The organism is Verrucosispora sp. WMMA2121 (assembly GCF_027460185.1).
In the GTDB taxonomy this organism is placed as follows: domain Bacteria; phylum Actinomycetota; class Actinomycetes; order Mycobacteriales; family Micromonosporaceae; genus Micromonospora; species Micromonospora palythoicola.
Map to the genome: position 1 here is coordinate 2,096,082 of NZ_JAPZBH010000006.1, position 18,016 is coordinate 2,114,097.

Annotated in this window: 23 protein-coding genes, 1 tRNA gene and 1 pseudogene; 16 read left to right on the top strand and 9 right to left on the bottom strand. The window is 71.6% G+C overall.

What is annotated here, in order from left to right; all coding sequences use genetic code 11:
* Positions 1-5: 5 nt before the first annotated feature.
* Positions 6-1,352: an MFS transporter gene (locus O7605_RS18460; RefSeq protein WP_269740329.1), complete on the bottom strand. Its 1,347-nt coding sequence runs from the start codon at positions 1,350-1,352 to the stop codon at positions 6-8.
* Between the two features lie 50 nt (positions 1,353-1,402).
* Here O7605_RS18460 and O7605_RS18465 point away from each other — a divergent pair, with 50 nt between their 5' ends.
* The 4 genes from O7605_RS18465 to O7605_RS18480 all read left to right on the top strand — a co-directional run bounded on the left by O7605_RS18465 (position 1,403) and on the right by O7605_RS18480 (position 3,456).
* Positions 1,403-2,086 (top strand): FadR/GntR family transcriptional regulator, encoded by a 684-nt coding sequence (locus O7605_RS18465; RefSeq protein WP_269740330.1) that lies wholly within the window; start codon positions 1,403-1,405, stop codon positions 2,084-2,086.
* 38 nt (positions 2,087-2,124) lie between these two features.
* Complete coding sequence (gene mscL / locus O7605_RS18470) at positions 2,125-2,598, top strand: large conductance mechanosensitive channel protein MscL (RefSeq protein WP_269740331.1); 474 nt, start codon at positions 2,125-2,127, stop codon at positions 2,596-2,598.
* An 83-nt stretch (positions 2,599-2,681) separates the two neighbouring features.
* Positions 2,682-2,915 (top strand): hypothetical protein, encoded by a 234-nt coding sequence (locus O7605_RS18475; RefSeq protein ID WP_164446583.1) that lies wholly within the window; start codon positions 2,682-2,684, stop codon positions 2,913-2,915.
* A gap of 181 nt (positions 2,916-3,096) precedes the next feature.
* On the top strand, positions 3,097-3,456 hold the full coding sequence (locus O7605_RS18480; RefSeq protein WP_269742679.1) for a hypothetical protein: 360 nt from the start codon (positions 3,097-3,099) through the stop codon (positions 3,454-3,456).
* Positions 3,457-3,485: 29 nt separating this feature from the next.
* Here O7605_RS18480 and O7605_RS18485 read toward each other — a convergent pair whose 3' ends face one another.
* Complete coding sequence (locus O7605_RS18485) at positions 3,486-4,667, bottom strand: helix-turn-helix domain-containing protein (protein ID WP_269740332.1); 1,182 nt, start codon at positions 4,665-4,667, stop codon at positions 3,486-3,488.
* 62 nt (positions 4,668-4,729) lie between these two features.
* Here O7605_RS18485 and O7605_RS18490 point away from each other — a divergent pair, with 62 nt between their 5' ends.
* From O7605_RS18490 to O7605_RS18510, 5 genes are all read left to right on the top strand, one after another.
* Positions 4,730-5,449 (top strand): PP2C family protein-serine/threonine phosphatase, encoded by a 720-nt coding sequence (locus O7605_RS18490; protein ID WP_269740333.1) that lies wholly within the window; start codon positions 4,730-4,732, stop codon positions 5,447-5,449.
* Between the two features lie 82 nt (positions 5,450-5,531).
* Positions 5,532-5,870 carry a PadR family transcriptional regulator gene (locus tag O7605_RS18495; protein ID WP_093403911.1) on the top strand — a complete coding sequence of 113 codons (339 nt, stop codon included), beginning with the start codon at positions 5,532-5,534 and terminating at the stop codon, positions 5,868-5,870.
* Entirely contained in the window at positions 5,867-6,685 is an 819-nt protein-coding gene (locus O7605_RS18500) for an ATP-binding cassette domain-containing protein (protein WP_269740334.1), read from the top strand. The genes O7605_RS18495 and O7605_RS18500 overlap by 4 nt, the downstream gene beginning before the upstream one ends.
* Positions 6,682-7,374: an ABC transporter permease gene (locus tag O7605_RS18505; RefSeq protein WP_269740335.1), complete on the top strand. Its 693-nt coding sequence runs from the start codon at positions 6,682-6,684 to the stop codon at positions 7,372-7,374. Before O7605_RS18500 ends, O7605_RS18505 begins: the two co-directional genes overlap by 4 nt.
* A gap of 54 nt (positions 7,375-7,428) precedes the next feature.
* Complete coding sequence (locus O7605_RS18510; protein WP_269740336.1) at positions 7,429-8,643, top strand: hypothetical protein; 1,215 nt, start codon at positions 7,429-7,431, stop codon at positions 8,641-8,643.
* A gap of 12 nt (positions 8,644-8,655) precedes the next feature.
* Here O7605_RS18510 and O7605_RS18515 read toward each other — a convergent pair whose 3' ends face one another.
* Both O7605_RS18515 and O7605_RS18520 read right to left on the bottom strand, forming a co-directional pair.
* Entirely contained in the window at positions 8,656-9,705 is a 1,050-nt protein-coding gene (locus tag O7605_RS18515; protein WP_269740337.1) for an NAD-dependent epimerase/dehydratase family protein, read from the bottom strand.
* An 89-nt stretch (positions 9,706-9,794) separates the two neighbouring features.
* Positions 9,795-10,280, bottom strand: coding sequence for an anthrone oxygenase family protein (locus O7605_RS18520; protein ID WP_269740338.1), 486 nt, complete (start codon positions 10,278-10,280; stop codon positions 9,795-9,797).
* 170 nt (positions 10,281-10,450) lie between these two features.
* Here O7605_RS18520 and O7605_RS18525 point away from each other — a divergent pair.
* The 3 genes and pseudogenes from O7605_RS18525 to O7605_RS18535 all read left to right on the top strand — a co-directional run bounded on the left by O7605_RS18525 (position 10,451) and on the right by O7605_RS18535 (position 11,310).
* Positions 10,451-10,522, top strand: a tRNA-Lys gene (locus tag O7605_RS18525).
* Positions 10,523-10,662: 140 nt separating this feature from the next.
* A pseudogene (locus tag O7605_RS18530) lies at positions 10,663-10,996 on the top strand (type II toxin-antitoxin system RelE/ParE family toxin).
* Positions 10,996-11,310, top strand: coding sequence for a transcriptional regulator (locus tag O7605_RS18535; protein ID WP_269740339.1), 315 nt, complete (start codon positions 10,996-10,998; stop codon positions 11,308-11,310). The pseudogene O7605_RS18530 and the gene O7605_RS18535 overlap by 1 nt, the downstream one beginning before the upstream one ends.
* A 130-nt stretch (positions 11,311-11,440) precedes the next feature.
* Here the strand turns inward: O7605_RS18535 and O7605_RS18540 are convergent, their stop codons facing one another.
* Positions 11,441-11,815 (bottom strand): type II toxin-antitoxin system VapC family toxin, encoded by a 375-nt coding sequence (locus O7605_RS18540; RefSeq protein WP_269740340.1) that lies wholly within the window; start codon positions 11,813-11,815, stop codon positions 11,441-11,443.
* Entirely contained in the window at positions 11,812-12,066 is a 255-nt protein-coding gene (locus O7605_RS18545; RefSeq protein WP_102659982.1) for a type II toxin-antitoxin system Phd/YefM family antitoxin, read from the bottom strand. Before O7605_RS18545 ends, O7605_RS18540 begins: the two co-directional genes overlap by 4 nt.
* A gap of 145 nt (positions 12,067-12,211) precedes the next feature.
* Between O7605_RS18545 and O7605_RS18550 the strand changes: the two genes are divergently transcribed.
* Positions 12,212-12,550, top strand: coding sequence for an ArsR/SmtB family transcription factor (locus O7605_RS18550; protein ID WP_269740341.1), 339 nt, complete (start codon positions 12,212-12,214; stop codon positions 12,548-12,550).
* 145 nt (positions 12,551-12,695) lie between these two features.
* On the opposite strand, the gene O7605_RS18555 is transcribed toward O7605_RS18550, so the two are convergent.
* Positions 12,696-13,721, bottom strand: a complete 1,026-nt coding sequence (locus O7605_RS18555) for a sodium:calcium antiporter (protein ID WP_269740342.1) — start codon at positions 13,719-13,721, stop codon at positions 12,696-12,698.
* Between the two features lie 116 nt (positions 13,722-13,837).
* Between O7605_RS18555 and O7605_RS18560 the strand changes: the two genes are divergently transcribed.
* Positions 13,838-14,611 (top strand): hypothetical protein, encoded by a 774-nt coding sequence (locus tag O7605_RS18560; protein ID WP_269740343.1) that lies wholly within the window; start codon positions 13,838-13,840, stop codon positions 14,609-14,611.
* Between the two features lie 128 nt (positions 14,612-14,739).
* Here O7605_RS18560 and O7605_RS18565 read toward each other — a convergent pair whose 3' ends face one another.
* Both O7605_RS18565 and O7605_RS18570 read right to left on the bottom strand, forming a co-directional pair.
* Positions 14,740-15,792: a DUF2332 domain-containing protein gene (locus O7605_RS18565; RefSeq protein ID WP_269740344.1), complete on the bottom strand. Its 1,053-nt coding sequence runs from the start codon at positions 15,790-15,792 to the stop codon at positions 14,740-14,742.
* A 44-nt stretch (positions 15,793-15,836) separates the two neighbouring features.
* Entirely contained in the window at positions 15,837-16,565 is a 729-nt protein-coding gene (locus tag O7605_RS18570; protein ID WP_269740345.1) for a TetR/AcrR family transcriptional regulator, read from the bottom strand.
* 91 nt (positions 16,566-16,656) lie between these two features.
* Between O7605_RS18570 and O7605_RS18575 the strand changes: the two genes are divergently transcribed.
* Together O7605_RS18575 and O7605_RS18580 are read left to right on the top strand one after the other, a co-directional pair.
* Positions 16,657-17,373 carry a DUF4386 domain-containing protein gene (locus O7605_RS18575; RefSeq protein ID WP_269740346.1) on the top strand — a complete coding sequence of 239 codons (717 nt, stop codon included), beginning with the start codon at positions 16,657-16,659 and terminating at the stop codon, positions 17,371-17,373.
* Between the two features lie 148 nt (positions 17,374-17,521).
* Positions 17,522-18,007 carry a hypothetical protein gene (locus tag O7605_RS18580; RefSeq protein ID WP_269740347.1) on the top strand — a complete coding sequence of 162 codons (486 nt, stop codon included), beginning with the start codon at positions 17,522-17,524 and terminating at the stop codon, positions 18,005-18,007.
* Positions 18,008-18,016: the final 9 nt, after the last annotated feature.

Consider the following 18,016-nt stretch of genomic DNA (forward strand, 5'->3'; position numbering starts at 1 on the left):
ACGACTCAACGCTCGTCCTCGATGTAACGGGGGCGAGCGATCAGCACGCCCGCGCAGGTCTGCACGGCCAGGGCGACCAGCAGGAAGCCGATCGGCGCCAGCCATCCCCCGGTCGCGTCGTGCAGGATCCCGACCAGCAGCGGCCCCAGCGCCGCGATGACGTAACCCGTGCTCTGCGCGAAGGCCGACAGCGCCACCGTGCCGTCGGCGGTGCGGGCCCGCAGCCCGATGGTGGCCAGGATGAGCGGGAAGGCACCCTGCCCGAACGCCAACAGCACCACCCACACCAGCGCCCCGCCGCGCGGCGCGAACGCCAGACCCAGGTACGCCAGGCTGGAGGCGGCGGTCAGTGCGAAGACCAGCGGCCGCAGGCTGCCCAGTCGGCCGGCGAGCGTCGGCATCAGCAGCGCGATCGGCACCCCGAGCGCGGTCACTCCGGCGAGCAGCAGCCCGGCGTCCTGCGGGCGGAAACCCGCGTCCCGGAACATCTGGGCCAACCAGCCCATGATCGCGTAACCGCTCAGCGACTGCGCCCCGAAATAGACCGCCATCGCCCAGCCGAGCCGGGTGCGTCCCGGCCGGACACCCGACCGGGCGGCGATGCCACCGCGCCGTGCGGCGGCGCCGCCGCGCAGCGCCGCCGGCAGCCACGGCAGTACGGCCACCGCCGCCAGCCCGGCCCAGACACCCAGCCCGGCCCGCCAACTGCCGAAGGCGTGCGCCACCGGCACCGCGGACGCGGCGGCCACCGTCGTGCCCACCGTCAACGCCATCGTGTACGCCCCGGTGACCAGCCCGGTGCGATGCGGGAAGTGCTGCTTGACGAGCATCGGCAGCAGGATGTTCGCCACCGCGATGCCGGCCAGCGCGAGCGCGCTGGTGACCAGGAACACCACGGCGGAGCCGGCGACCGCCCGCAACACCTGCCCGACGGTGAGGGCCAGCATCGCCAGCACCAGCAGCCGGGCCGGGGAGAACCGGCGGACCAGCCACGGGGTGGCCGCGCCGAGCCCGGCGAACGCGATGGTGGGCAGGGTGGTGACGAGTCCGGCCATCGTCCCGGAGAGGGCCAGCCCGAGGCGTACCTCGTCGAGCAGCGCGCCGAGGCTGGTGACGGCGGCCCGCAGGTTGAGCGCCACCAGCAGCATCCCGGCCAGCACCAGCCATGTCGGGTTGACCCGGGATGTGGTCGTAGCCGCGCCGCCGGCCGGGCCGACCGCGCCCGGGAACCCCGCAGCCGTGACAACTTCGCCGCTCGGGACGCCCCGACCGGCGACCGCATGCGTCGGGGCGGCCTGGCGGTTGACCGGGTTCCTTGGGACGGCGGGGACGGCAGGGGGTGACGGGGGCATGACCTCGAACCTACAATCATGGGATGAATTTCGGCGAGAGGTTGTAACCAGTGCCACCGGCAGTCGATCCCACCCCGGTGCCGCCGCGCGGCCGGCGGGTCCGGGAGACGATCGCCCAGCTCCGGCAGTGGATCATGGACGGCGAGTGGCCGGTGGGCGGGCGGATCCCCACCGAACCGCGACTGGTCGAGATCCTCGGCGTGGGGCGCAACACGGTGCGTGAGGCGGTCCGCGCGCTGGCCCACGCCGGGGTGCTGGAGTGCCGCCAGGGCTCCGGCACCTACGTCCTCTCCACCGACGAACTAGCTCCGGTGGTGGCCCGCCGGCTCACCGACGACCGGATGACCGAGGTGATCGAGGTACGCCGTGCCTTCGAGGTGGAGGCCGCCCGGCTCGCCGCTCGGCGGCGTACCCCCGAGGACCTGGCCGCCCTCGACGACGCGCTCGCCGCCCGCGAGGCGGCCTGGCGCGGCGGCCGGGTCGCCGAGTTCGTGGCGGCCGACGCCGCGCTGCACACCGCGGTGGTCGCGGCGGCGCACAACGCCATGCTCGCCGAGTTGTACGCCTCGGTCGGCACCGCGATGCGCAGCACGCTCACCCAGGCCATGGGCGACGCGCTGACGCCGGACCGGCACGTCGACCACGCCCGGCTGGTGGCCGCCATCCGGGCCGGCGATCCGGAGCTGGCCGCCCGGGAGGCCGGCACTTTTCTGGAGCCCCCGCCCGGGGCATAGGTTGTCCCCGACATAGACGGGACACCTCGGGAGTACGGATGCTCAAGGGCTTCAAAGACTTCATCATGCGCGGCAACGTCATCGACCTCGCGGTGGGCGTCGTCATCGGTGCCGCCTTCACCGGCGTGGTCACCCAGCTCACCAAGTCCTTCCTGGAACCACTGATCCGGGTCTTCGTGCTGCTCATCACCGGCAGCGACAAGGGCATCGCCGGCACCGCGCCAGAAATCGAGGGCATTCCCTTCGACTGGATCGCCTTCGTCAACGCGACGATCACCTTCCTGCTCACCGCCGCCGCGCTGTACTTCCTGGTGGTGTTTCCGATGAACCGGCTGGCGGAGCGTCGCCAGCGGGGTGAGGAGCCGCCGCCGGCCGCGCCGAGCGAGGAGATCAAGTTGCTCACCGAGATCCGGGACGCCCTCGTCGCCGCCGGCCGGACCACCCCGGCGCAGCAGCGCGGCGCCCTGGACGACGTGCTCGGCCGGAGGGACGAACCGCCCGCCGCGCGCTGAATCCGGCAACCGCACATCGGCCCCTGCGGGATTCCCGCAGGGGCCGCCCTTGTCTCGAACAGATGTTCGATAGAGTCCGGGCCATGGAGCAGCGGAAACACCTGTGGAACGGGAAGTGGGGGCGGCTGGCCCGGCGGGACGTCTTCCTCCGGACGGATGCCGACCGATGGTTCGTCGAGCAACGCGCCGGCGGCGCCGAAGGCGTCTCCCGGTTCTACGAGTACGACACCGTCGACGAGGCCGAGGACACCATCCGCGCGCTGCTCCAAGGCACCGACACCTGGCGCGAACTGACCCCCCGCCCCCCAACCCCCTGACCCACCCACCCTCACCCTCACCCCCACCCCCACTCGCGTTGATCAAGAAGTTTTGGTCGGGATCCGCGCCGCTGCCGACCAAAACTTCTTGATCAACCGGGTGGGGTGCGGGGGCGGGTGGGGGTGGGTGGGTTTAGCGGGTGGGGAGGGTGGGAACCGCGCGGGGATGGAGCAGCAGGGCATCGATCAGCGGACAACCCTCTCGCGGGTCACCACCGGCATGCGGGTGGTCGACTCGGCCGGCGTCGACGTGGGCACCGTGGACCTCGTGCAGCGCGGCGACCCGAACGCGGTGACCGTGCAGGCACCGACCACCGACCCCGGGAGCAGCCTGGACGAACTGATCGAATCCGCGACCGTGGCGGAACCGGACGTGCCGGCGGACCTGGCCGCCCGACTGCTACGCACCGGCTACCTCAAGGTCTCCACCGAGCTGGTAACCACCGGCGCCGTCTACGTCCTCGCCGACCAGATCTCCACCGTCACCCCCACCGAGGTAACCCTAAACACCCCCGCCGCCACCCTCCCCCCAGAAGACTGACCCACCCCACCCCTTGGTCGATCATGAAGTTATTGCGGCGGGTAAGCGCTTGCCGGGGTAATAACTTCATGATCAGCGCGGTGGCGGGTGGGACGCTGCGGGGTCGGGTGTTGGCGGACCGCCCAGAGGGCCACCTCGGTGCGGGAGGCGGTGCCGGTCTTACGGAGCAGGTTGGAGACGTGCACGGTGACCGTGCGTACCGAGATGCCCAGGGCGCGGGCCACCTGTTTGTTGGACATCCCGGCGACCAGGCAGTCGAGCACCTCCGCCTCCCGGCCGGTCAGGCAGACCGGGAGCGTGGCCGCCGACCCATCGGTGGATCCGGGCTCCGGCACGGCACGGCGGCGCGTCGACCGGCCGGGAGTGGACTCCGGCACGGCAGCCCGGGAGGCGGGCACGGCCGGACGGGAGGGGGGCGGCGCGGACTCGGCCAGCACCGGCGAGCCGGCCGCAGCCAGCAGGGTGTCGGGATCCTGCCCGGCGTACGCGGCGAGCAGTTCGGTGAGCGCGTACGGGTTGCCGTCGGTGCGCCGCCAGACCTCGTGCACCAGTTCGGGGCGTGGGGCCGGGTACACCTGGGTCAGCACCTCGGCGACCTCGGCCGGGCGCAGCGGGCCGAGGTGCTGGCGCACGACGCCGCGTACCCCGCAGAGGCGGGCCAGGGTCCGGCCGGCGAGTTCCGGTGAGACCGCGCGCGCGGCGGGCCTGGTCGCCACCACCAGCAGGGCCGGCAGCCCGTCGGCGGTGGCAAGTTCGCCGACCAGGTTGAGGCTGGCCGGATCGAGGGCGTGCAGGTCCTCCACCACGAGCACCGCCGGACCGGCGCCGACCAGCACCCGGACGGTACGCACGGCCAGCCGGAGCAGGGTGCCCGGGGCGTAACGCTCGCGCGGCGCGGTGGGCTGCTGGGCCAGCCAGGCCAGCGCGTCGGCCGGCAGGTCGAGCCGGGCGGTGTCGCGCCCGCTCAACACCGCGGCCAACCAGTCGTACGGGGCGGGGCTGTGCACCCGGGCGGCGCCGTTGAGCACCACCGCCGGTCGCGGGGTGAAGGCGTCCAGCGCGGCGGCGACCAGCAGGCTCTTGCCCACCCCCGGCCCCCCGGTGACGACCGCGACGGCCGGGGAGCGGCGGCGGCCCAGGACCACGCCGGACCAGGCCCGGTCCAGCTCAGCCAGCTCACCGGCACGCCCGACCATGGACACCGGCAACATTCCTCAACCCTACGCAGTAGTGCGTAGAGACGCGGGAAGGGTCTTCTTGGCAAGCTTGTCCCATGACGCTGATCCTCCGCTCGGCCATCCTCAACGACATCGGTCTGGTCCGGACCAACAACGAGGACTCCGCCCTCGCCGGCGAGCGCCTGGTCGCGGTGGCCGACGGCATGGGTGGCCTGCCCGCCGGTGAGGTGGCCAGCGAGATCGTCATCCGGATCCTCGACGAGCTGGTTCCGCCGACCGCGCCGGACGCCGCCACCGAGGCGCTGCGTGCCGTGGTGAGCACCGCCAACCAGCGCATCCACGCCGCGATCACCGCCGACCCGGCCCGCGACGGCATGGGTACGACGCTGACCGCGGCCCTGCTGGCCGGGGAGACGCTGGTGCTGGCGCAGGTCGGCGACTCCCGCTGCTATCTGCTCCGCGACGGCCAACTACGCCAGCTGACCCGGGACGACACGTTCGTGCAGGCGCTCGTCGACCAGGGTGCCCTCTCTCCCGAGCAGGCCCGCCACCACCCGCAACGCTCGCTTGTCACCCGGGCGGTACAGGGTGCCGACGCGCCGCCGACGATGGGCGCGGTGACCGTCGCCGCCGGTGACCGGCTGCTGCTGTGCAGCGACGGGCTCTCGGACTATGTGGCGCACGACGCGATCGCCGCCACGCTGGGCATGCACGCCGACCGCCACCAGTGCGGCGAACAGTTGGTGAAGCTCGCCCACCAGGCCGGTGCGCCCGACAACGTCACCGTGGTGATCTCCGATGTGGTGACCGGCTGAGGTACGCCGGCACCGGTCCGTCGGTCGGCCGCACCACACTAGGTAGTTGTGCCATCTAGATAGCGGCACTAGGGTTCGGCGGGTGGATTCCGACCGTCGGGGGCAGTGGCTGCGCGGGGTGCTCGACCTCTGCGTACTCGCCCTGCTGCGCGACGGCGAGTCCTACGGCTACCAGCTCGCCCAGTCACTCGACGCCGCGGGCGTCGGTCCGATCCAGGGCGGCACGCTCTACCCGGTGCTGCTACGGCTGCAACGCACCGGTCTGGTCACCGCGCGGTGGCGGGAGGGCGACTCCGGTCCGGCCCGCAAGTACTACCAACTGACCGACGACGGGCGAGCGGCGCTGCGGCACGGCGGCAACGCCTGGTTGGCGTTCGTGGCCCCGGTGACCGGCATCGTCACGAAGGGGGTCGACGGGTGAACGCCGACGACTGGCTGCGCGCGTTCGCGGCCGAGCTGTACCAGCGCCGAGTGGACGGCGACACCGCCCGGCACGTGGTCGCCGAGGCGGCCACCCACCTGCGCGAGGGCGGCGGTGACCCGTGGCTGGTCTTCGGTCCGCCGCAGGCGTACGCCGCCGCCATCGTGGAGAGCATCGGCACCGCACCCGGCCCGCGCCCGGGCCCCGTCCGGCTGCACGCCCGGGGCCTCACCAAGCGGTACGGCCGACGCGTGGTGCTCCGCGACGCGTCCCTGACCGTACGGGCCGGACAGATCGCCGCCGTGGTCGGCGCGAACGGCTGCGGCAAGAGCACCTTCCTGCGGATCTGCGCCGGCCTGGTCTCGCCGGACGCCGGGGAGGTGACCGTCTCGGGCCGGTTGGGTTACTGCCCCCAACAGGGCGGCACCGCCGACTTCCTGCTGCCCGACGAGCATTTCGTACTGGTGGGCGCCGGTCAGGGCGTGGCGCGGGGGCCGGCCCGGCAGGCCGGCCGGGCGGCGGCCCGACAGCTCGGCTGGGACGCCGAGGACGCCGTGCTCGCCCGGCACCTCTCCGGCGGTACGCGGCAGAAACTGAACCTCACCGTGTCCACCCTGACGCAGCCGGACGTGCTGCTGCTCGACGAGCCGTACCAGGGCTTCGACCAGGGCAGCTACGTCAACCTCTGGGACCAGCTGACCCGGCTGCGCGACGAGGGACGGGCCATCGTCGTGGTGACCCACCTGCTCAATCAACTCGACCGGGTCGACCTGGTCCTCGACCTGACCCCCGCCCACCAGGGAGGCCGTTCGTGAACCGGCTGGTCACCGTGGCCGAGATGACGCTGCGGGAGCTGGCGCGCCGCCGGGGCGTACTCCTGCTCCTGCTGTTGATGCCGTTGACCTTCTGGCTGATCCGGCGGGACTCCTACGTCGGGCAGTCCGTACGCGCGCTGCTGCTCGGCATCAGCTGGGCGGTCAGCACGGCGGCGCTCTTCGCCACCAGCGCGGCCCGTGAACTGGAACCACGACTCCGGCTCGCCGGCTACCGGCCACACCACCTCTACCTCGGCCGGATGCTCGGCCTGTGGGCGCTCGGACTGGCGATCTCGGTGCCGTTCTTCCTGCTCACCGTCATCGACGCGAACAACCTGCGGTACGGCGGCATCGCCGTGGCGATGCTCTGCTGCGTGGCCGTGGCCGCACCGTTCGGCATGGTGATCGGTGCCCTGCTGCCCCGCGAACTCGAGGGCACGCTGCTGCTGCTCACCGTGGTGGCGATGCAGATGCTCCTCGACCCGGCCGCCGCAGGGGCGAAGCTGACGCCGTTCTGGTCCAGCCGGGAGATCGGCACCTGGGCGGTGGACCACACCGACGACGGCTACCTGACCCGGGGCGTCCTGCACGGGCTGGCGGTCACCGCGCTGCTGATCGTGACGGTGGCGGCCGTCTTCGCCGTCCGGCTGCGTCGACGGCGGCACCTGCACCACGTGCCGATCGCCTGATCCTCGCGCCCACGGCGGGCCCAGGTTCGTTGACACAGGCCCTAGCATCACGGGGTGCGCCTCAGACCCTCCATCGCCGCGGTCGCGTGCGGCGTCGCCATCGCCACCCTCGCCGCGTGCAGTCCGTCCGTGCCGAGCGCCGACCCGCGCGGCGCGCAGGCCCCGGCGAGCGACCCGTCCACGACGCCGAGCGCGGGGCAGGCGCCGGACGCGCAGGCCACTCCGGCGGCTCAGACCGGGCTGGGCAGCAGCCCGACTGCCAGTGCCAGCCCGACCCCGCCCCGCGCGTCCCGGGCTGCCCCCAACAGCGGCAACCCGAGCGGACGGGTGACCGTGCCGGCGGCCGGGCGGGCGGTCGACACGTCGAAGCCGACCCGCACCGTCGGCAACGGCACCGCCGACAGCTGCACCTCCGCCGCCGTCATCCGGGCGGTCGCGGCCGGCGGCATCATCACCTTCGACTGCGGTCCCGACCCGGTGACCATCCGGATGACCGCCACCGCCAAGGTACGCAACGCCAACGGCCCGCAGGTGGTCCTCGACGGTGGTGGCAAGGTCACGCTCAGCGGGCAGGGCAAGCGGCGCATCCTCTACATGAACACCTGCGACGCGTTGCAGGGCTGGACCACCTCGCACTGCAACGACCAGGATCACCCGCGCCTGACCGTGCAGAACCTCACCTTCGCCGACGGCGACGCCACCGGCCAGCGCACCGACGGTGGGGGCGGTGGGGCGATCTTCGTCCGGGGTGGCCGGTTCAAGGTGGTCAACTCACGCTTCGTCGACAACCGCTGCGACCGGACCGGCCCCGACCTGGGCGGCGCCGCGATCCGGGTGCTCGACCAGCACGACGACCAGCCGGTGTACGTGGTCAACAGCACCTTCACCGGTGGCTCCTGCGCCAACGGCGGCGCGTTGAGCAGCATCGGTGTCTCCTGGGTGGTGCTCAACAGCGTGCTGCGGGACAACGAGGCGGTCGGCGAGGGCGCCAACCCGGCCCGCTCCGGCACGCCTGGCGGCGGCAGCGGCGGGGCGATCTACTGCGACGGCAACACGTTCTCCCTACGCCTCGCCGGCACGGTCGTCGAGGACAACGACGCCCGGGAGGGCGGCGGGGCGATCTTCTTCGTCAGCAACGACCGCACCGGCACGCTGCGCGTCGAGAACTCGACCCTGCGCCGCAACCCCAGCCACGGCTTCGAAAACCACCCCGGCATCTTCTACCTGGGCTCCGGCAAGCCCACCTTCACCGCCTCCACCGTCCGCTGACCCGCCGACGGGTCAGTAGGGGTTGCCCTCGCCTGCCGGGAAGGTGGGTGAGATGGACATGGGTGGGCTGGCGGTACGGGATTGCGCGGCCAGGCCGGCGAAGAGTTCCCGCAGGGCGGTGACCGAGTCGACGCTCGGGCGCCAGCCGAGCTCGGTCTCGGCCCGCTCGCTGGACATCAGCGGCGCGTTGAGCGCCAGCTCGATCCAGCCGGCGTCGACCGGTTGCAGCCGGGCCCACCAGGTGAGCGTCGCGGCGGCCCGCAGCACCGGGGCGGCCACTGGCACCGTCCAGCCGTGGAAGTGCCGGGCCACCAGCTCGGGAGTCAGCACCGGGTCCGACGCGACGTTGAAGGCGCCGCGCGCGTCACCCATGATCGCCCGGGCGTACGCGTCCGCCACGTCGTCGGCGTGCACCACCTGCATCCGCAGCCGCCGGTTGGTCGGCACCAGCGGCAGTCGGCCGAACCGCAGCAGCCCGACCGGCACCAGCGGACCGAGAAAGTAGCGGCTGATCTCGGTGCCGGCCTCCCGCTGGAAGATCAACCCAGGACGCATCCGCACCAGGCGCAGCTCCGGATGGCTGCGCTCGATCCCGTCGAGCATCTCCTCCACCGCCGCCTTGTCCCGGCTGTACGACGACCCGGACACCCCGGTGGTCGGCCAGCGCTCGCTCACCGGCACGTCCTTGGGCCCGGGCGCGTAGGTGCCGACCGACGAGGCGTACACCAGCGCCGGCACCCGCGCACGCAGCACCGCGTCGACCACCGCCCGACTGCCACCAACATTTGTCCGGTGCAACACGTGCTGGTCGTGGCTGGGCTGGATCTGCCAGGCCAGGTGCACCACCACGTCGGCACCGGCGAAGACACCGGCCAACTTGTCCGCCGCGCCGGCCAGGCCGATGTCGCAGGAGTGCCACCGCACCCCGTCGTACGGCTCACCCGCACCCGGCTGCGGCAACCGCCGCGCCACTCCGACGATCTCCACCTCGGGCTCACGCCGTAACCGACGCAGCACCGCCGAGCCGACGTTCCCGCTCGCACCCACGACCACGATCCGCATGCCCGGTCCGTACCCGGTCAGCCGCTCTCCAAGCTTGCCGCTGCCGGCTCGGTGCCAGCCGCGCTCGGGGTGTCACCGGCACCGGCCGCTCAGCGGGCGAGCAGCGCGCCGATCAGGCAGGCGAAGGCGGCGACCGAGCTCACCGTCCGGACCAGGTTCCAGCGCACCCAGGGCGACTCGAACCACTGCCGCACCCCCGCCAGATCGCTGATCCCGTCGACCGGCCCGGCGGCTTCCAACCGGTTGTTCAGCGGCACGTTGCACCGGCCCGTGACGGCGAGCGTGACCAGATGACCGACCAGCGCGGCGACGAGCCAGCCGAGCACCGCACCGCCGGTGCCGAGATACCCGACGACGGCCACCGCCACGAGCAGCGGCCCACCGAGAAACGCCGACAGGAACCAGCCGTTGATGATCTTCCGATTGATCGACTGCATCGTGCCGACCAGGGTCCGACCGTCGGTCGCGGCCAGACCCGGCATCACCGAGCAGGCGTACGCGAAGAACAGCCCCGCCACCAGCCCGGTGGTGAGCGTGGCCCCGGCCAGGACGGCGAGGCGGATCGGCTCCGACATGGCGGCACCTCCAGGACGCGGACAGGCCGAACAACGACGAGGACACGTCGGCCCAGCCGATCCTGCCAGCCGATGTCCACCCCTACCTGACTGGAGCCGTCCCCACCCATCGACGGCGGGCGGGAAGCCGCGAGCCCGCTCCCACCGGTGTCCGGTAACCTGAGCGACGCGGGCCGCTAGCTCAATGGCAGAGCTGTGGACTTTTAATCCATAGGTTCAGGGTTCGAGTCCCTGGCGGCCCACCGATCGATGTTGTCCGGCGCTCGACCTGCGCTTCTCGGTTCGCATGCCGCCTCAAGGTATAGGCCGAGCTATAGTTGGCTCATGCCTCACGGCCCCGCCCGTCGCTGGGCGATCAGAACGACCAGCGATCCGCGACTGGTTGCGCTCGCTCCGCCAGACCGATCCGGCGACGTACCGGTAGGTAAACGTGGCGATCGACATGCTCGCGGAGACCGGTCCGGGCCTGGGACGTCCGTTGGTCGACACGCCCAGAGGGTCGAGCATCGGCAATCTCAAGGAGCTGCGACCGAGGTCTGGCCGGGACGTCGCGATCCGGGTTCTGTTCGTCCTTGATCCCTGGTCGCAGGCGGTGCTGTTGGTGGCCGGCAACAAGGCCGGAGACTGGTCTCGATGGTACGAGGAAAGCGATCCCGGTCGCCGAGGTCGCCTACGAAGGCTGGCTCGCCTTTGAGAGGAAGCGGAGGGAGGGCTGATGAGCGACTTCCATGACTGGGACGACATCCGTGCCGAGTTGCACGACGGGGACGACGACGCGCTCGAAGTGGAGCGCGCCCGCACCGAGGCATGGATCAGCGCGTTCCACCTGGCCGAGGAGCGTAAGCGTCTCGGGCTCACCCAGCGGCAGGTTGCCGAGCTGATGGGGGTCACCCCCGGCCGGGTCAGTCAAATCGAGAACGGCGATCTGGAGGCCAACGAGGTCGCGACTCTGAGTCGGTACGCGCGAGCACTGGGCGCCCGGATGCGGATCATCTTCGACTATGGCAGCGATCTCCGTCAGATCGCCTGATCCTGCGCCGGGCCTATGAACCACGCTCCTGACCTACGCACCCGAAGTGGGAACGGGTCACCGGCGATAGGCGCTCGTTGGTTCGCATGGTGGTGCGAGTTCTCGCCTACGCCGGGAGGAACCCGCCCGATCACACCTTGAGGACGTCCACGTCGTACAGCGCTATCGACGCGTCGCGGGAGGCGAGGGTCAGTCCTTCGGTGATCGCCTGTGCCACGAGCATGCGGTCGAAGGGATCGCGGTGGTGGGGTGGCAGGCGACCGGCGACGATGGCGTGGGTATGGGTCACCGGGAGTTCACGGAAGCCCATATCCCTTACCCGTTCGGCGAGGTCAGCGGGTCCTGCGAGCTTCCCCGCGCTCTGCTTGATGGTGATCTCCCACAGGGTGACCGGGGAGAGGAAGATGTCCGGCTCGTGGCGTAGTCGGTCGAGCAACTCGGGGCCGAGGGTCGGGTCGCCGGCGATGGCCCAGAGCGCGACGTGAGTGTCCAGGAGCAGGTTCATGCGCCGATGCCGAAGTCGTCGGCGATCTCGGCGTTGGTCTGTGGTGAGTCCCAGTCACCGGAGAGGTCAAGTTGGCCGGCGAGGGAGCCGACTGCGGTGCGGTTAGCCCGCCGGACCAGCGGTACGACCTTCGCCACCGGAGTGCCCGCCCGGTCGATGATGATCTCCTCGCCGCGTTCCACCCGTTCAATGATGCGCGACAGATGAGTCTTGGCATCATGCATGTTGTAGTGCACGGCCTCAGCCGACATGGCGCAACCTCCTCACTTAGCTAAGGGATTAGTCTAGCCTGCTTGGCCGCACGCGTCAGCCGCCTTGGCTGCTCACGGCCGGGGGTCGCCAGACGCTAATACTTAGCCGTTGCGCTAAGTAATGTGGCCAGGAATACTTAGCCATATGGCTCAGTATTCGGCGCAGCTCGACGGCGTGTTCGGCGCCCTCGCCGACCCGACAAGACGCGGGGTCCTTCGACGCCTCGGCCGCGGTCCGACGACCGTCGGTGAACTCGCCAGCGAGTTCCCGATGACCCTTCCCTCGTTCATGAAGCACGTCCGGGTCCTCGAGTCCAGCGGGCTGATTCAGACGGCCAAGGCCGGCCGGGTACGCACCTGTGTGCTCAACCGGGAGCGCCTCGCCGTCATCGACCACTGGCTCGCCGAGCAGCACCGGATCTGGGAAGAGCGCACCGACCGGCTCGAACTCTTCGTCACCGACCCTGAGGAGCAGCAACAGTGAAACCCGACCTGGACCTGATCGTGGAGCGGGTCATCCGCGCGCCCCGAGCCACGGTGTGGCGAGCGTGGACCGACCGATCCCGGCCCCGCGCCCGTGGCCGAGTACGACGGCGTCACGGCGTTCGTCTAGTGAGAAATCGCGGCCCTCAGCCGGGCCGCAGGAGCAGCAGGGCCACGGTGGCCAGGTAGATGAGCGGGATGGCGATTCCCTCGAAGCCGATGCCCCGGCGCTCCCTGATCAGCAGGCCGGCGGTCAGCGTGGCCGTCATCAGGGTGGTCATGCCGGTGAACAGCAGCCCCGACAGGTTCGCCTCGGAGTAGATCGACCCGGGCCGGTACGAGGCGTCGGCGAGAAAGATCATCAGAGAGTCGAACGCGTTGCCACCGAGGATGTTGCCGATGCCGAGGGTCAACGCGCCGATGCGGATCGCCGCGATGAGGGTGATCAGCTCCGGCAGCGAGGTGATCGCCGTGGTGATGGTGAAGCCCACGAAGCCGCTGGGCAGGCCGGACGCGGCGACCACGCCGAGCCCGCCCTGCCCGATCAGGTAGCCGGTGGCGGCCACCACGGCCGCCAGGGCGGCCAGCCGGAACCACAGCCGACGCAGGCTCAGCCCGGACGTCTCGGCAGCCGGCTCGTCCTGACGGGTCTCGGTGGTACGCCGGGCGAACCACATCGGTTCCCGGCGGAGCCGGCGTAGCAGCACCAGACCGTACAGGTAGATGACGGGGATCAGCAGGCTCGCCGGGTGCACCCAGAGCAGGGTGAGTTCAGGCGTGGCGTACGCCACCACGGGCAGGCAGAGCAGCGCCACCAGCACGACCGCCTGGAGGACGTTCTCCAGGGAGGCCGCCGCATGTTCGATGTTCGAGCGGCGGTAGAGCAGGTCGGCGATGGCCAGCCAGACCGTCTGCACCGCGATGCCACCGATCGGGTTGGCGAGGGCGAACTCGGCGTCCTGCCGGACCGACCCGATGACGGTGGTGGCGATGCCGGGCAGCGAGGTCACCGCGCCGAGCAGCAGGGCGCCGGCCACCGCCTCGCCCATCCCGGTCCGGTCCGCCAGCTCGTCGGCCGTCCGGACCAACGCCCGGCCGGCGGACAGGATCGCCGCCAGTGCGGCGACCAGCGCGAGCACGCTGGGCAGGAGCGGCCAGGTACCGGTGATCACGAGGGGTCGCCTGAGGTTAGTCCGTGAGCCATGCCTCCCCCGTACCCATCTGGCGGGATTTTTGCGCAGCAACGGGCTGGACGCCGGGGTGCGGAGGTCTGTCAGACTCGCTCGGCGTGAGGCATCAGCAGATTCTGGACAAGCTCGCCGCGCCGCTCCTCGTCCGCGCGCTGAACGAGGATCTGGCCCGGTGGGTGGGCTGGCAGCTGGTGGCGGTACCGGAGGATCACCGTGACCTTGGGCAGCGGGTGATCCCGCCGATCCTCACCCGCTGGCGGTGCCTACTCGACTCCGACGACACCGCAGCGGAGACCCGACACCGTGGCTGGGTGGCGATGGCCGTGCTGCTGCACCGGTACGGCCTCACCGACCAGGCCGTCACGGCCCACGCGTCGGCCGCCATCGACTCACTCAACCGTGATGTCGTGCTCTCCGACGCCTTCGCCCGACAGTCCCCGGCCATCAAGGACTTTCTGTCCGCGCCGCCGCCACCGCTGACCCGCCGGCCGCGCCGGCCCGGGACGCTGACGCTGCTGCGCCCCGGAGACGTGGTGTCCATCCAGGTGGAGGCGAGCTTCCACGCGGCGTTCGTACGCGAGGTCGCGGGAGGCAACGAGTACCCGGTCATCGAGTTCTACGCCGGCCGCTTCGGCCGGCCACCGACGTTTGGCGAGTTGTCCGGCCGGGCCGCCGGTGACCGGGGCGGGGCCCGGTTCGGGGTGGTCGGGCTCACCTACCTGCCCGACCCGGCCAACCAGGTTCGGGCCGTGGCCTCCGGGCATCGACAGCCACCGCTGGGCATCGATCCCGGGCCAGGCGAGGGCCGGTACACGATGACCGACATCATCCGGCTGCAACACGTCATCGAACGCCTGTTCCGCGAAGCGTGACCGCACGAAGGCGGATGGACGGACAGCAGGGTTCGCGCGGGGGCAATACCCGACGCGGTCCGGGTCCGGGTCCGGCCCGCGGTCCGAGCGTTCCGTAGGCCGGCCAGGGACTTCGCCATCGGGCCGAGCTAGGCCAGCTCGTTCATCGCGGGTAGGGGTTCCAACCAGGCCAGGTGGCCGTCGGCGACGGCGATGGTCCGGCTTCCCGTCGCGTCGGTGGCCCTGAGCCCGATGCCCGGCCGGCCCGACGGTGCGACGAGGTGGTCGTCCTCCAGGGCGAGGTGCAGCAGCGGTCCGTCCGTTCCGAAGGCCGCCACGGCGGCGTCGAACGCCGGACGATCCTCGGCGGGCACGTGGATCCGCGTCGCGGTGTGCACGACGAGTCGTGGCAGCCCCGGCGGAAGCGTCGCCGCGACCGTGGGACCGATCTCGGCGGCGTCGCCGGCCATCACGCGCGGCGGGTCGGCCGCCACCACCGCCATCGCCGCCTGCAACTGCGCCGCCTGGTGCGAGTTCTCCGGCCACACGAGTGCGCGCAGCCACGCCCGGTCGTCGGTGTCGGTGAGATCCGGCGGGGCCAGGTCGATACCGACCGCGTCGGCGATCTCCGGTAGCTGATCCAGGTCGGGCAGCGGGCCGACGGCTGGCACTTCCACTCCGATGTGGACCGGTGAGCTGTGGTCGCCGACCGGCGTGCCGCCCACGGTGTAGGCGTACCGGTCGGCGCGGAGGTTCAGCCCCGCACTACAACCCAGCTCCACCACGCACACGGGTGCGGCGGTGGCGCGGCGCAGCAGCGCCAGGCCCAGCCGTAGCACCAGCGCGCGCTGCACATGGTTGGTCTGCACCAGGCGCGTGTCGAGCAGTGACCCGATTCGGTCGGAGTGCGCCGCGCAGAAGCGCACGAAGGCCGGGCCGGCGCCCTCGTCGACCGGACGAGCGGCGGCACCGGCCACGGACGGGTAGTACTCGGCCAGCGGATCGGGCGTCCCGGCCAGCAGCAGGTGGTGGACCGCGCCGAAGAGCGCGAACGTGGGCTGCTGGCCTGGGCGGGTGCGGGCCGCCAGGTCGAGCAGGGACTCGTCGCCCGCGACGACCGCGAGCAGCCGGCTGTACAGCGGCGAGCTGCCGAAGCCACGGGCCGTGCGAAACGCCTCCGCGACGTGACCGATGTCCTGCATGCGGCGACGGTAGCGGTGACCGGCGCGGCGAGCGATGTCAGCGGTCACAGTGGCAGCGCGGGTGTCTCCCGGTGCGCGGGGCCGGCTGCATCGCGAGCCTGTTCCAGACCGTCGAAGAGCAGGTCGAGGGTGAACTCGAACTCGGTCTGGCTGTCGCACCAGCCGAGGGTGGGGTCGGTGGCGTCGTGCAGCTCGGCGGCCACCATCGCCGCCAGGTGGGGAAGCCGCGCGGACAGCTCGGCCAGTTCCGCTTCCGCCGCTTCGGCGTCGACCTCCTCGCCCGCGCCGGGCTGGAAGACCTCCTGGGCGAAGCCGAGGGCCAGGCTGCCGAACGCGTGCAGCGCCCGGTGGGCGATCCGGTACGAGAAGCCGCCGTCGATCAGGGTGGCGAGGATGCCCTCGTAGTAGCCGTACACCCCGGCGGGAATCGTCGAACGGGCAGTGAGCAGGGCCGGCGCCCACGGGTGCCGCAGCATGACCGTGCGGGCGGCGAGGAAACGCAGTCGTAGTCGGGTACGCCAGTCGCCGCCGGCCGCCGCCGTCTCGGCCTGCGTGGCGGCCGTGGTGATCTCGGCGACGACGGCGTCGACGAGGCCGTCGAGCAGCCCTTCCTTGCCGGGCAGGTGGTGGTAGAGCGACATCGCCTCGACGCCGAGGGCGGCGGCGAGCCGGCGCATCGTCAGGGCCGCCATCCCTTCCGCGTCCACCAAGGCGATGGCGGCGGCAAGCGCCCGGTCCCGGCTCAGCGGCTCGCGGCGTTTCCTCGCTCCCATGCGGCTCCCATCTTCCCTTGACCTTACAACGTATGGTTGCCTTACGACGTAAGGCTGGTCTCGCCACCGCCGCGCAATCGAAGGAGCGACAATGCATCCACTGATCCGCACCGCCCGGACGACCGGGCTTTTCTACCTCGGGCTCGGCATCGCCGGCGCACTGGGCTTCCTCACCATCCGACCCATGATCTTCGAGGTCGGCGACGCCGACGCGACCCTCGCGAACCTGGTCGCCAACGAGTCGTTGGCGCGCCTCGGAGTGGCGTTCGAACTGCTCGTCGTGCTCACCCAGACGCTCGCCGCCGTCTGGTTCTACCGGCTGTTCCGATCCGTCGACAGCACCGCCGCCGGCAGCATCGCCGCCTTCGGCATCGTCAACGCCGTCGCCATCCTCGGCAGCGCCGCGATGCTGGGGACCGCGCTCGGGGTGGCCACCGGCGAGGCCGGCGGCGCCGCCGACACCGTCCAGTTGCTGTACCTCGTCAGCGAGAACCTGTGGGCCGTGGGCGGGCTCTTCTTCGGCCTCTGGCTGATGCCGATGGGCTGGTGCGTGCTGCGTTCGGGTTGGCTGCCCCGGGCGCTCGGCTGGATCCTCGTGGCCGGTGGTGTGGGGTACGTGCTGATGACGTTCGTCGGGTACCTGGCCCCCGGCGCCGGGGTCGCCCGCGACCTGCTGGTGGTCCCCGCCACCGTGGGCGAGCTGTGGATTCTCGGCTACCTGGTCATCTTCGGCGTCCGGAAGCGGGCGCTCACCGAGGCACCGCGAGCGACGCCGACCGCGCCGCTCACCGCCGCGTCGACCGCCTGACCGTCCCGGGCGGCCCGGGTCCGGGTCGTGCCCGCATCCGGGTACGCCCGAACCGGGGCCGCTCGTCCCGCCGTGTCGTTGATCCGGTTGTGCCTGCCACCCGCCGGTGACCACCGTGGGGGCGCCGAGAAGTCCGGGAGGGACGCCGATGACCAGCGAACGCGAGACCGTCGAGGTCGACCCCGCCCTGTTCCAAGCCGTCTACGACTCGCCCGCCGCACTGCCCGGCCGGCACCGCTGGACCACCCCGGAGTCCGATGTACGGCGGATCGAGAAGCTGCTCAACATGCCGCCCCGGACCATCGGCGCACCGCTGTGGGTGAGTGGCGACCACCCGGACTGCCCGAAGTGCGGTCGCCGGATCACCTGGTACGACATCGTCGCCTCGGCGCTGAAGGGCGTGCACGACCCGATGATGATCGCCACGGTGATCCTCGGCGACCGCCGCTACGTGAACACCGGTCTGCCCGCCGCCATCCCCGGCGTACGCTGCGCCGACTGCCGGTCGCCCATCGAGGGGCTGCGCAGCTTCAAGTGCCACAACTGGGCGTACGCCTTTGAGGAGCTGGACGCCGTGCGGCAGCGGATGTCCGGCGGCCCGGTCCTCGGCGACCAGGGTGAGCCGGTCCACTGACACCACCGG